The organism is Paenibacillus plantarum, assembly GCF_013141695.1.
GTDB lineage: Bacteria > Bacillota > Bacilli > Paenibacillales > NBRC-103111 > Paenibacillus_E > Paenibacillus_E plantarum.
The window spans coordinates 274,384-287,951 of the sequence record NZ_WHNY01000026.1 but is presented as its reverse complement, the minus strand read 5'-3'; the positions used below and the strand labels follow the sequence as shown (position 1 = coordinate 287,951).

Here is a 13,568-nt window from a genome sequence, read left to right as displayed (position 1 = left end):
CTCATCATTAGGCAGAGTACACAATGAGCACAATTCGGTCGCGGGATCCGTATTTATAATGTAAATGTACGCCTGAACATTACAATTATTATTTATTTTGAAGATAGTTACTCAAAATTGTTGAGAAATCTATAATTATGAATTAACATACAGGAAGTAGTTCATAAGTAGTGTCAATTATCGCTATATGTTCAATTACGAGATATATGAAGTGCTGTTCATTTTTAGTTTGGATCTGAAATAAAGGGAAGCAACGGTGGAAGCCCTTCTCATGAAGGGCTTTTGTTATGATTTGAGCATTTAGGAAGTCCATTTTACTTCATAGGAGCGTCTACAGGACCATGATAAAGAAAGAAATCGCACATATTCGGAAGCATTTTAAATTGGATAACGAAATGCTTAAAATTCACGATATTTTAAACGTGTACATCATGAAGGAAACCAACGAGATCTACCATTTTGAGCGCCAACCGTTCGCCTTAGTCGAAAGGGAAAAGCAGGAACTATATATGCTCAATTTCAAGAAACTGCTGACCGGCGAATTAGATCAGAAGATGTATGAGTTAAAGTTTCAGGACGAAGCGGAGCAGCCTACACAGGTGCTTCTGCATCAAGGTTTGGTGACCGGTAATGCGGAAGAATGGCAAGATCTGATGCTTTTGTTGGTGGAGAAAATGTTGGTTGATACCGTATACGAGCAGGATACTGTGGTTACTTTTGTTCGTGGACAATATTCACGGCCGACCAAGAGTAGGAACGAAGATGCCATGGAGAGCGAAAAGAACGAGATGTTCGCGAATCTATTCATTCTGTGCAGCGTGAATTCTACGGAACAACAAAAGAAAACGCTCATGTTTGACTATGTGGAGAGGGAATATAAGTATAATGTCTTCGTAGATCCGATCATCAAATTGAACACGCCGGAGCAAGGTTTTTTCTATCCTAGTGTAACGGACAACTACTCCGACGTGAATCGCATTCTGTATTGCTCGGGCAGAGCGCATGAACCGAATTGGCAATACATCGAGCAAGTCTTAAATGCCGAGAAGACCGTGACAGCATTAGAAGAGAGAGCCATTTTTGAAGATATCGTGAATGAATTGGCAGGGGATCAGCTTGATGCCGCTACGATTGCTCATGTGTACGAGGAAATTCATCGGGTCATCGAATCCAACGAGGAGGAAGAGCCTCCAAAGCTGGATTATAAAGATGTGGAACGCATGCTGTCGGCGAGTGGCGTGGAGAATGTGACGACAGAAAAGGTGGAACGAGCATTCCAAAACGTTGTCGACGACAAAAACTACGAAATCAAAGCGAGCAGCGTCATGCCGAAGTTCACTTCAAAATCGATTAAGATTGATACGAAGATCGCCACGATTACAGTCAGTCCGCAAGATTTGAAATACGTGAAACAGGTGAATTATCACGGAAAACGATGTATTTTGATCGAGGTTGATGAAGACGTCATTATCGAAGGATTTACGCTTAATACGGAGGATTTGTAGTTTGAATTCTAAAAAAACGGAGCGCCGCGGGTTTGCGGGCTCCGTTTTTTAATGAATAATGGTATACAGCCCTATTGAGTAACCACACGCAAATTTTGCTCCGCTTCCTTAATACGAGCCAAGTTCTTGCGATTGTTGACGAGCAGAGATTGCAAGGTTGCGGACAACTCTTCGAGTGTCGCCGATGCTTCCTCAGAGATCGCCGCCAAGTTGTTCGTTGAATCGCTGATTGTGACGGACGAGTTGCTGATCCGATCCATGAGCTCGCCATAACTCGTAGAAAGCACCTTAAGCATCGTAACGGAATCGGTGATGGACTCGAACGCTTGCTTCGTTTGGCCTGTAATCTCCGTGCTCTGCTGCATGCGCAGAGAGACTTGATCCATTCGGGAGCGAGTTTGGCTAGACAGTGTTGTGAATTCCTGCAACTGCTCGGAAATGCGAATGGCAGATTTGGCTGTCATATCGGCCAGCTTACGGATTTCATTCGCGACGACGGCAAAGCCTTTGCCATGTTCGCCGGCTCTTGCCGCCTCAATGCTGGCATTGAGCGAGAGGAGGTTCGTTTGATTCGCGATATCCTGAATCGTATGACTGAATTGGCTTGTTTCATCTAAACGCGTGATCAGGGAAGTTGTGTCATGAGAAACAGCCTCAATATCTTTGGTGAAAGCTAAGAAAGTATCTGAAAGCTGCTCCATACGGCCGAGACCTTGGTCGGACAGTGTAGCTGCTTCGGATGTTTTTCCGAGTAAGTTGTAGATCGAGTCGGACATCTCTTTAATCAGCTCATTCATGTGATTCACGGACTCCGTAATGGATAGTGTTGAATCGACTTGATCGCCTGCGCCTGTTGCAATATCCTGGAAGGCGTTATTCATTTCATCAAAGGAAGAGCTATCTTCCTCGGCTGATTGTGAGATGGAATGCAGATGCTCCGTGACCAGCGTAACTTGCTTAGCGGCGATTTCGCGTTGTTCCTGCTGTAGGGCAAGGAACTGCTCCGCTTGCGTCCGGGCTTCTTCCATACTTTTGTGCATATAGCCAGTAACCTTCAAAACGGCGAACATCAGAACGCTAATTAAGAAAAAATAAATGAGATAGGTTGGCGCTGTTTGCGGATCGATTTGCAGCGCATCTTTTTGGCCGACGAATTGGTAGAGGACCAGAGCAAGTCCCCATACAGCAGAGATGAGCCAAGGCAGCATTTTCATGAAAATAAGCGCCATGATCATCATATAATAGACGGAAAAGATGTTGGTGACATCCGATTTTCCAATCAGTTGCACGGTAGTTGAAATGCCACTGGTAATGACCGCGAAATAACATAAATAATGAATAAATTTCTTGGTGAAGTGCAAGTAGGCAAACGTCAACCAAATGATTGTTTCAAATATGAGCGTAAACGTAAGACTAAAGTCCATCTCTCCCGCGCCTAAGGTAAGCACACTCATATAAATGAGTAAAGCGGTAGCAGAAATGGCAAGAAAAACAATAAAGTTCCGGCGAATAACGTCTTGGTCACGAAGAGAAAGATGTGATTCTTGCTTTAAATCTTGTCTGTTGAACATGCTTGAAATAGTCATCTTCATCCCCCATTTTGAATGCCGATCATTGTCGGTCTACTCTAGATGGGGGAATTCTGCACAGCTTGGAGGAACTCCTTTTAAAATGATTATTAACATGCATTGATTGGCTCTATTCCACGATTGAAATTCAATTTTTTGGAAGATCAAGCATCCATCTTGGTTTCGGAAATGAAACATGGACCGGACTAAATTTGGGGGTATTGGTGTCGTCGCTTAACTGTTCGAAATTATTTGCTCCCCATGCCCAAAGTGTTCCATCTTGCCCTATGGCTGTATTGAAGCCAAAGCCTGAGCTAATCGCGGTAATGTGGTCCAATCCCTTAACTTGCACAGGTGTGGTAATATGTTCAAAATCATGGCTTCCATCAATAGTTAGATAGCCCCACTCCCAGACCGTAGCATCTTTTTTAAGTGCAAGACTATGTGTATTTCCGGATGTTAGCGAAATAATATCAGTTAGCCCTGGCACCTGCACGGCTTCTATCGGTTCAGCATCCCCGTGTTTGCCTATCAGTTGACCATAATGGTTATCGCCCCATGCCATGACGGTCCCATCTTTTTTCAAAGCTAGCAGATGCCTTGTATTCGTTCCTTTTCCTAGTTCAACAATGTCAGATAAACCCGGAACTTGTTTTGTTCTAATGTTATAGGATGTATTTTCATGGATCTGTAAATTCCAATTTGCAGAAAAGTTGTAGGTATAATCATCGAATCCAGTGGAACTAAACACGGTCCCGTCTTCTTGTAAAGCAATAACCTGACCGTTAAAAACGGTAATACCTTTTACTTTTTTCAGCCCAGGAATCGGCACAGGAGCTTTTTCTTCTCTTTTCTCCAGGCTGTGTTTGGTATTCCACACCCAAACAGTTCCCTCTTTATCCAAAGCTGCGTTTAATTGTTGAGCATTTTCAGCTACTTTAACAATATTTTTTAATTGTGGAATTTGAACCGGAGAAGTGACAGGAAAGTACCAGGTCGTATCCTCAGGTGAATTATATTGATAAGACCATTCCCACACCGTCCCATCTTCCCGAGCAGCCAACCCTCGGCCATTGAAAGCAAAGTCAGAAACATTTTCTAAGCCCTTTACTCTAGTAGGGACGCGTTTACCGATTATCCAGACATGTCCCTCATTATCGAGAAGGCTATACGATTCCAAACCTGCGGACACCTTTACCGGTTGTGGTGAAGTAGAGGAAGAGTCCGCGGCAGCTTGTGCGGAAGATACAATAAGAGGACTTGTATGCAAGAGTCCTACAGCAGTAAAAGTTAGCAAAAGCTTCTTAAGATGCAAAGTATGAAAGCTCGTTTTCATTGTTCATCCTCATTTCTTTGGTATTAATGGATAATAATTGAAATCAAAATGTTATACTGTAAAATATAGGAAAAGTTTCGGCATAGGGTTCATTCATTGCCTTCATTCTTCTAAATGTGCATGTTTCTCCAAATTGAGTATTGACTTGTCTATCCGACTCGTTGTACTTTGTACGAATAAAGGGGATGTTGACATGAGGAAGAAGTGGAGAAATCGCCTTGTATTTGCTTATCTGCCAGTATTCATTCTCGTTATTATAGTGTTGCTATGGATATTTTTCGTCACTATGAGTGAATTGTCCAAGCAGCAAGCGCTGAAGGCGAACGAGATCTATGCAGAAAATACCATGCAATACATCGATTCCAAGCTGCGAACGGTCGAACAATATATCGTGCAGACATTTCTCGATGACCAATCTGTCATCGATTTTTACAGTACATCTCCGTTTTCTCAGAACCGATATCTTAACGACCGTGACGTATATAAGAAATTAATTTTGCTGCGAGACAGCTTCAGCGAGATCGAATCGGTGTATTTGTATCGTACACGTGACCAAATCGTTTTAAGTGACACGTCGATGATGGGGCTCGATCAATTTTCCAATAGCCAATATTTGAATACGCTAATTGCCGCTCCCCCTGCTAATCGCTGGAGTATAAGTCGTCAGTATATCGACAACGCCGGAGTGACAACGTCCGTCGTATCTCTAGTCATGCGAATGCCGTTGCCGTTGGGAACAGAGGGCGTTCTTGTTGCAAATATAAAATTACATACGATCGCGAAGCTCGTCAACAATGTGTCCAGTTCTAAATTCAGCTATCTTCACCTACTTGATGCCAATGGAGATTATATCATCGGTGACGACGCGATAGACGGAGGAGCTAGCCTAGATCGGGAAGATTTTACCGTTATGAAATCGGAGTACACAGGTTGGACGATTAGAAGCGGATTTATCGACGGCGTCTTCTTTCGCTTTCTCTCGAACCTCAATGCCTTCTGGCTGGTGATCGGCATCATCACGGTTCTTGCGGGTGCACTATGGATTGTATACGCGAGTCGGCAGAACTACAAGCCGATTCAGTCACTTCTGGAGCGGCTCTCATCCGTTCCGCTGCAGAGACCCAATATACTTGGACAAGTCAAGTATGATGAATTCAAAATTATTGACAATCTACTTGATCATCTACTCGAGCAGTTCGGCAAGTATCGGCTAGAGAACGACGAGAATTTTAGCTACCGTCGGCGATATCTGTTCGAAGAATTGCTGACCGGGACGCAGCTTCAGCTGGAAGAGGGATGGGAAAAGGAGTTATCTCGTTTCGGATTTCATGAGACATACGATCAATATGTGGTGGCCATTATCGAGATCGACAAGTATTCGAATTTCACCTCAACTTACAATAATAAGGATCAATATTTGATTAAATTTATTATTGATAACGTTGTTCAAGAACTGAACCAGAATGAGGGTATTCTGATCTGTCCAGAATGGATCGAAAAGCATCGATTGTGCGTCGTCTGTCAACTGCCGAATGAGATTGCAGCAGGTGATCCGTTTCGAGAGATTATGCGCAAAACAGTGGATTGGATCCACGAAAATGTAGCGATTACGATCACCTGTGGACTTGGAACGAAAGTGTCAGGCATTCAGGGGGTATCTAGTTCCTACGAAGAAGCGTTAGAAGCACTCAGTTATAAGACCACAGTCGGTGTCAGCAGCGTTATTGAATTCAAGGATATCAATAACAAGTCGGGCGAAGAAATATTCCGATCCCTTCCATCTATTCGTGAATTGGTCCATTTCTACAGGCTCGGTGAAGCAGAATGGGAAGGCCACTATAACGCCCTGTTTGTGGAAATTCGCATACAGTTATTTTCACGGGAACAAGTTGTCAATCTGATGAATTATTTATTATTTCACTTCTACAAGGAAATGTCGGGGTTGTCCGCAGATTATTTGGAATGTTGGCGAGAGTATGCCATGAATCCAATTAATGAATGGATTGTGTCTTTCGACACGGTAGATGAATTGGAGGAAGAATTACATCGTATTCTGGAGGATGCCTGCAGGAGGCTGGATAGCCTTCGCGCGCAACGAAGCCAGCATGATCTGATTGACCAAGTGAAAGTGTATATCGAAAACGAGTATTACAATCCGGATTTCTCACTCGTCATGCTGAGTGAGAAATTTAAGTTGACACCGAATTATTTAAGCCGCTTGTTTAAAGAAGAATTCGGTGAGAAATTCATTGATTATTTGGCTGGCCAACGAATCGAACAGGCTAAATATTTGCTGGTCACAACATCCATTGCGATCCAGGAAATCGCAGTGAAGGTTGGGTATACACATACCTTTTCGTTTATTCGCGTATTTAAGAAACTAGTGGGCCGGACTCCTGGTGAATATCGCAAGGAGTTCCAACAATAATAATCAGGAAGTATCGAAAACGATCGATTCAGGGATAGATCAACAAAGTCCCTGAATGGGTCGTTTTTTTGTTTAGCCGACAAGCCGTTTGTCCCCAATAGTGCAGGGAATTGTGGAAACAGAGTCTTGTGTGAAAACTGTGCATGGCATGCCACTAAGCGTGGGGCATGCCGTTTAAACCCTGAACTCCTGCTGATTATTGAAGTTGTGCATCGCGTCTAAATGTGTGAATTGCCTTGCTAAGGGACTTCCGTGTAGTGTTGAGTTGTGAACGGAATAGCAACGATCACAACCAAGCGATACACGCTCGGCAGGGCGACATAGGAGGTAAAGTCACATGCAAGTATCTTCGCAGCACACAGCTTTGGACATGGATAAATCAGTTCGAACCAGAGATACGAGAAAGCGTGGCAGCAAATATCTGAAGCAAAATATTCCGCTGTATATCATGCTGACTCCAGCCATTATTTGTTTTCTCCTATTCAAGTATGCGCCGATGGGCGGGATCGTCCTTGCATTCAAGGATTATAACTTTTGGGATGGAATCTGGGGGAGTCCATGGGTTGGATTAAAGCATTTTGATTATTTGTTTAATAATCCACTTGGATGGAAGATCATCCGCAATACATTCATGCTGAGCTTATTAAGCTTTATTGGGTTTCCATTTCCGATATTGGTTGCTCTGCTGCTGAATGAGGTTCGAAAAATGTGGTTCAAGAAAATCGTACAAACACTGTTGTATTTGCCCCATTTCCTTTCCTGGGTTATTGTCGGCGGCATCTTTATCACCTTGTTTTCTCAGGATTCCGGGATGGTGAACGACATACTTGAAAAGCTGGGCGGTGAACGTTATGCCTTCCTTTATCAACCGTTTTCGTGGATTGCTGTTTTTTTGAGTGCAGGTATTTGGAAAGAGGCTGGCTTTTCGGCGATCATTTATTTAGCGGCGCTTACGACGATCGATCCGAGCTTGTACGAGTCGACTGCAATGGACGGCGCTGGCAAATGGCGGCAGATGTGGCATGTGTCACTTCCTGGCATTCGACCTACGATCATTTTGATGCTCATCCTTGGTGTAGGACGTGTCATGGAGGTTGGTTTCGATCACATCTATGTGATGCAGAATCGGGTTGTCGCCGATATTTCGGAAGTCATCAGTACGTATACATTCAAGACGGGAATTCAGGGGGGCGAATTCGGCGTTCCAGCTGCTATGGGGTTATTCGAATCATTAGTAGGCTTCACACTTGTGTTAACAGCAAACCGTATTGCCCGTAAATTCAACCAGAGCCTATGGTAATCGGGCTTGAAAGGAAGTCAGAACGTGAGAGAAAATTACGCAGGGAAATGGTTTAATGCTTCTGTTCATACAATTCTGCTGCTGGCTGCCGTCAGCTGTCTTATTCCGCTAATTAATATTATCGCTGTCTCGTTCAGCGACTCAGCGGCTATCGATTCCGGGTTCGTCTGGCTTTGGCCGATTCATTTTAATGTGGAAGCTTATAAAACTCTATTTATCGGTTCAAGGGTCATTCCCTCTTTTCTGAACAGCTTGAACATCACGATAGTAGGAACGGGGTTGAGCTTGCTCTGCACGACTCTTGCCGCTTATGCGTTGTCTCGTACATACTGCTTTGGGCGCAAATTTATTACCCTGGCCATGGTATTTACGATGATGTTCAGCGGTGGGCTGATTCCCTTCTTTCTTCTGATGAAAAGCCTTGGCCTCATTAATACCTACTGGTCCTTATGGCTTCCTGGGTTGGTTGGCGCCTATAATCTACTGCTCATGCGTACCTATTTCGAAGGTATTCCTACAGAGATTGAGGAGTCTGCACGCATCGATGGTTGTGGGGAATGGCGGCTTCTTGTACAAATATTTCTTCCGTTATCATTACCTGTTATCGCGACGGTTTGTCTATTTTTAGCGGTTGGTTACTGGAACTCCTTCCTGAGCGTCCTCATATTCATCAATGATGCGGAGAAGATGAATTTGACCGTATTCGTTCAGCAGATGGTGCAGAGTCAGAGCATGCTGATGCAGACGATCGCCTTGCAGCCGGAAGATTTGGAGAATATGTCTCCTGAGGCTGTGAAAGCTGGGGGCATTGTGATCATGACACTGCCCATGCTGATTGTATATCCGATTCTGCAAAAGTATTTTGTAAAGGGTGTGATGCTTGGCGCTATCAAAGGATAAATCGTAATGGCGAAAAGATGAAAGGATTCGAAATCAGTCTATACATACAAAAGGGGATGAACGAAGTGGAAGACAAAATGAAGAAAAGTACGTTAATGGCAGTGGTGACTTTATTGGCGGCAGGGACGGTACTCGCGGCTTGTAGTAAACCAAAAGAAGAGGCTAGTGGAGCTTCCGTCTCACCAACAAAAGCAGGATCATCTCCAACAGCACCGGAGAAACGGGGCAAGATCAAAATGTCCCTCTACGACCGTGGCAACACACCTCCAGCGGAAGGATCAATTACGAACAATCGTTGGACGAAATGGATTAACGAAAACGGGCCAGCGGATGTTGAATTTGTTGCCATTCCGAGGTTTGAATCGAAGCAGAAATTCAATACGTTGTTTGCTTCAGGAGAAGCTCCCGACGTGATCAACGAATTTGAAACGGGCTATCGGGATCAACTGTATACCCAGAAGCAGCTGCTGCCGCTGGATGATCTGATCAAACAATATGCGCCGAATTACAGCAAGATGCTGGAAAAGTATCCTATTATGCGCAAGATCGGGACAAAGCCTGATGGTAAATTGTACGAAATCGGGCGAGTTATTCCTAGCACCGTACAAATAGCTGTATTCATCCGCACCGACTGGCTAAAAAAGCTCTCGCTGCCCATACCACAAACGCCGGATGATCTGCTTAAAGTAGCGAAAGCGTTCACCGAACAAGACCCGGACGGCAATGGGAAGAAGGACACGTACGGCTATTCACTCGCTTATTTAGGGGATGAAGCCATTGATGCTATGCATGGCAATACGATGTTCATTAAAGATGACAAGCTGGTCGAAGAGGAAGCGAGAATGAAAGCGGCCGTTTCCTTCAAGAAACGACTGTTTGACGAAGCTGTTGTTGATCGTGATTACTTGACGGATAAGAACGGCGAGAAGGCGAAGAAAGACTTTTTGTCTGGCAAGCTTGGAATCTATGTGGCTGATAACGCGAACGTTGATTTACTAACGACGCTCCGCAGCACAAATAAAGAGGCAACGATATCCCCCATGCTGATGCCTAAGACAGAGTTTGGACAATACACGATCCGAATGTTAAATCCGCTACAGATGACAACGGTTGTTTATGCGGGCTCAAAGGACCCGGTCTCCGCAGTGAAAGAGATTGATTTCATGCTAGCTGAAAAGACATGGAAAATGCTTAAATTCGGCACGGAAAACGTTCATTGGAAAAATGATGAGCTCGGATGTCCGAGAGCGACTAATCCGGATTTACGTAAAATTGAAATAGGCTACAACACCGATATGTATATGACAGCGACAACGATTGATTCCAAAGAGGTATGTAACGTTCCAGTTCTTGATAAGAATATTCCAAATGCTGAGGAATGGGCTGGAATCAGAAAAGAAACACGTGATCTGTACGAAAATCCCGCAGTGCCGCTGTACATGTTAACACATGGTGAGCATATGCCTACACTTCCAGCTGATTTGTTAAAAATCAACAATGATTGGACCCAGCAAAGCAAGGATCTTATTGCCAAGACAGTAGTAAGTGGGAACGCCTATTCCGTTGATCAAGCGATGAACGATCTTAAGAGTTTGAAGCAGAAGATTGGACAAAATCAGACTTTCGATTGGTACGCGAAGTGGTATGAGCAGAATAAAAAGAATGCTTTCTTGACGAAGGACATTTACCAGTTCCTAGCTAAAAAATAATAAGGTGAGATGGAAATGGATTTCATTCGATTGTCCGACGATGCGGAGCTTCTGGCAAGCAATGCGATAGCTAGCCTTGAAGAAAGAAGCTCCTATTTGCTCGATAAGCAAATTCAGAAGGATTTGTCCAAGGATCTATATGGAGGTATGGCCATTGCGAACCTGAGTAAAGCCATGTATGTGGAGGAAAGTAATCAGAGTTTGATGAGATCATCTGAGTGGTTTGAGCATCCCCATCCTTATGGCCGCGATCCGCAAGGAGAATCGGATTTTACGGCCATAAAGCTGATACGTGCCCTTTACCAGTTTGAACCAATTGGACTTTTGCAGGAGTTGACTATCAACTCCATACGAAGTTTTTATCTGAATTATGGTTTTGAAAGCAAGTACAAGTCAGAGAATCACATGTTGCTTTTTCATACTTCCCGGTATCTGGCTGCACAGAAATATCCGCAAGAGCGCTTTAAGGCGTATGGAAAGAAAGGAAAGGAGCTTCTGGAGGAGGAAGGAAACCTTCTCCGGGAATACCTTGTTTTTCGCGCCAAGCGGGGCTGGGCTGAGTTTGATTCCTCCAGCTATCTCCCAGAGGTCGTGGAGTGTCTGCTGTGTCTCTATGATTTTGCTTACGATTTGGAACTAATTAAACTTGCAGAGATGATGCTGGATTTGCTAATGCTGGACATGGTATGCGATAGCCTCGACGGTTTGTACGGAGGGGCCCATGGCCGCATCTATGCGCCTGTTGCGTTGGATCATGCCCGAAGCGGTACCTTTCCTCTCTACTATCTGTATTTCGGGCATGGCTACAGGGAGGAGATCCAAGGTCCCTGCCTCATTGCTGCCATTTGTTCGGGCTATCAGCCCCATCAACAGATTTACGAGATTGCACTAGGGCGAACGCAGCCCTATGTTCACCAGGAAAGCAAGCATTTACACTGCATAACTTGTGAAACTCCTCACCAAAAGCTGCCGCAGGAGGAGGGAAGCATCAATAAATATACCTATTACACTCCCCGGTATATCATGGGAGCTGTGAATTTCCAAGATTCATACCGTCTAGGTAGTGAAGCGGGTTGGTATGCCCATCATCAGCAGCACCAATGGGATCTGAGCCTTGTGGAGGAGACCAATTTGAAAATATTCAGTCATCATCCTGGGCATCATGGCACGGAGGGAAGCGAGCATGGCTACTGGACGGGAGATTTGGGTTGCGGTTGCGGGCACTTTTTTGGCGAAAAAAATGTGGTGATGGCCATGTATCAGATCCCTCAGGAGCAACCGCTGAATTGGATTCATGTCCATGTTCCGAGGGATGCCTTCGATGAGGTGAAGGAAGAGGGGAATTACCTTTTTCTAAGAAAGTCCTTGGTTTATATCTCTATATTTATCCACAATGGGTATAACTGGACAGAAGATGGAGACTTTGCCAGAAGGGAAATTAGAAGTCAGGGTAGGTGCAATGCGGTCATTTGCGAAGTGGGAGATAACATGAACTTCCCGGATTTTGCAACGTTTCGCAGGACGATTTTACAAAACCGTGTTGCATTTGACCCTGTAAATATGCAGTTATCGTACCATTCCTCCTCGGAGGGGGAACTATCGATGGACAAATCTAAGCGAACCGTAAATGGAGAAAAGGTGATCTTTCCTTATCCTACCTATAACGGGCCCTATATGTTTTCAGCTTTTAACAGTGGAATTGTTGAAGTAAAGTCTAACCGAAAAAAGGCAACCTACGATTTTAATCAGATAACAGTTAGGCAAGAGTAACCGGGGGTGTGAAAAGTGAATGGAATTCTGGAAAAAGTAGCACGAACAACCATGGGGATGGATTTTAATGTAGACAAGAAAGGCGATTGGGACTGGGGAGCAGGCGTCGCTTTATACGGATTGCGGAAAGTGTATGAGACAACCGGAAGTCAGGAGATTTATAACTTTATCAAAACGTTTATCGACTCTAACATGGCGAACAGCCAGCAGATTTCGTATAACATCAATACTACCGCACCGCTGCTCTCGGTTTTGCTGCTCTATCGAGAAACGGAAGAACTTCATTATCTTGATTTTGCCGAAAAATTTGCCAGTTGGCTCATGAAGGAAGCTCCACGTTTATCTAATGGGGCTCTTGAGCATACGGTTATTAACGATAAGTTTGCCGGAGAGATGTGGGTAGATACTGTATTTATGGCCGGAGTGTTCTTAACGGAATTGGGACAGATCCTGAATAAAGCAGCTTATATCGAGGAAGGACTGCTGCAGGCAAGGCTTCATATCGAAGCCCTTCAAACCAGGGATAATGGGTTGCTTTACCATGGATACAGTCTGTCGGGTAATTATCATCTCAGCGGCTGTCTCTGGGCAAGAGGAAACAGCTGGGTAACGATCAGCATACCGGAAATATTCGCAACCTTGCGTGGTTATGAAAAGGAAAAAGAATGGTTTTTTGAAAGAATCCACCTACAGGTCGAGGGACTGGCGGCAGTTCAAAATGACAATGGCATGTGGCCTACCATTCTCAATGACGCCTCCTCCTATGAGGAAACCTCTGCGACGGCGGGATTTGTATATGGAATTAATAAAAGCGTGCGTATGGGCTATTTGGATAAAAAATACTTACTCTGCGCGGAGAAAGGGTATAAGGCTGTACTTCGGCATATTTCGGAAGAGGGTACGGTGCAGGATGTTTCGGCAGGAACGGGCATTCAAAAAAGTATTCTGGCGTATAATGCTATTCCCCGGCAGTCTATCATGCCATGGGGTCAAGGAATTGCCTTGTTGATGCTATGCCAAGAGGTGCAAGAAACAACTTAAGGTCATGAAGG

9 protein-coding genes are annotated in these 13,568 nt (G+C 44.4%); 7 read left to right on the top strand and 2 right to left on the bottom strand.

Going from position 1 to position 13,568, the window contains the following annotated elements; genetic code table 11:
* Window positions 1-341 precede the first annotated feature (341 nt).
* Entirely contained in the window at window positions 342-1,505 is a 1,164-nt protein-coding gene (locus GC096_RS08045) for a DUF4317 domain-containing protein (protein WP_171629713.1), read from the top strand.
* A gap of 71 nt (window positions 1,506-1,576) precedes the next feature.
* Here the strand turns inward: GC096_RS08045 and GC096_RS08040 are convergent, their stop codons facing one another.
* Window positions 1,577-3,091 carry a methyl-accepting chemotaxis protein gene (locus GC096_RS08040; protein ID WP_171629712.1) on the bottom strand — a complete coding sequence of 505 codons (1,515 nt, stop codon included), beginning with the start codon at window positions 3,089-3,091 and terminating at the stop codon, window positions 1,577-1,579.
* 130 nt (window positions 3,092-3,221) lie between these two features.
* Window positions 3,222-4,409, bottom strand: a complete 1,188-nt coding sequence (locus GC096_RS08035; RefSeq protein WP_171629711.1) for an RCC1 domain-containing protein — start codon at window positions 4,407-4,409, stop codon at window positions 3,222-3,224.
* A 193-nt stretch (window positions 4,410-4,602) separates the two neighbouring features.
* On the opposite strand from GC096_RS08035, the gene GC096_RS08030 reads away from it, so the two are divergent.
* From GC096_RS08030 to GC096_RS08005, 6 genes are all read left to right on the top strand, one after another.
* Window positions 4,603-6,837, top strand: coding sequence for a helix-turn-helix domain-containing protein (locus GC096_RS08030; protein ID WP_171629710.1), 2,235 nt, complete (start codon window positions 4,603-4,605; stop codon window positions 6,835-6,837).
* A gap of 370 nt (window positions 6,838-7,207) precedes the next feature.
* Complete coding sequence (locus GC096_RS08025; protein WP_171629848.1) at window positions 7,208-8,137, top strand: ABC transporter permease; 930 nt, start codon at window positions 7,208-7,210, stop codon at window positions 8,135-8,137.
* A 24-nt stretch (window positions 8,138-8,161) separates the two neighbouring features.
* The gene (locus tag GC096_RS08020) at window positions 8,162-9,037 is read left to right on the top strand and encodes a carbohydrate ABC transporter permease (protein ID WP_171629709.1); all 876 of its coding nucleotides are present in this window, start codon (window positions 8,162-8,164) and stop codon (window positions 9,035-9,037) included.
* Between the two features lie 65 nt (window positions 9,038-9,102).
* Window positions 9,103-10,746 (top strand): extracellular solute-binding protein, encoded by a 1,644-nt coding sequence (locus GC096_RS08015; RefSeq protein ID WP_171629708.1) that lies wholly within the window; start codon window positions 9,103-9,105, stop codon window positions 10,744-10,746.
* Between the two features lie 15 nt (window positions 10,747-10,761).
* A complete protein-coding gene (locus GC096_RS08010) occupies window positions 10,762-12,516 on the top strand; it encodes a hypothetical protein (protein WP_171629707.1) in 1,755 nt (584 codons plus the stop codon).
* Between the two features lie 15 nt (window positions 12,517-12,531).
* Window positions 12,532-13,557, top strand: a complete 1,026-nt coding sequence (locus tag GC096_RS08005; RefSeq protein ID WP_171629706.1) for a glycoside hydrolase family 88/105 protein — start codon at window positions 12,532-12,534, stop codon at window positions 13,555-13,557.
* Window positions 13,558-13,568 lie beyond the last annotated feature (11 nt).

What these genes read in the sequence shown, in the direction of transcription:
- GC096_RS08045 (WP_171629713.1), top strand. Translation starts at nt 342, where the DNA reads ATGATAAAGAAAGAAATCGCACATATTCGGAAGCATTTTAAATTGGAT.
- GC096_RS08040 (WP_171629712.1), bottom strand. Translation starts at nt 3,091, where the DNA reads ATGACTATTTCAAGCATGTTCAACAGACAAGATTTAAAGCAAGAATCA.
- GC096_RS08035 (WP_171629711.1), bottom strand. Translation starts at nt 4,409, where the DNA reads ATGAAAACGAGCTTTCATACTTTGCATCTTAAGAAGCTTTTGCTAACT.
- GC096_RS08030 (WP_171629710.1), top strand. Translation starts at nt 4,603, where the DNA reads ATGAGGAAGAAGTGGAGAAATCGCCTTGTATTTGCTTATCTGCCAGTA.
- GC096_RS08025 (WP_171629848.1), top strand. Translation starts at nt 7,208, where the DNA reads ATGGATAAATCAGTTCGAACCAGAGATACGAGAAAGCGTGGCAGCAAA.
- GC096_RS08010 (WP_171629707.1), top strand. Translation starts at nt 10,762, where the DNA reads ATGGATTTCATTCGATTGTCCGACGATGCGGAGCTTCTGGCAAGCAAT.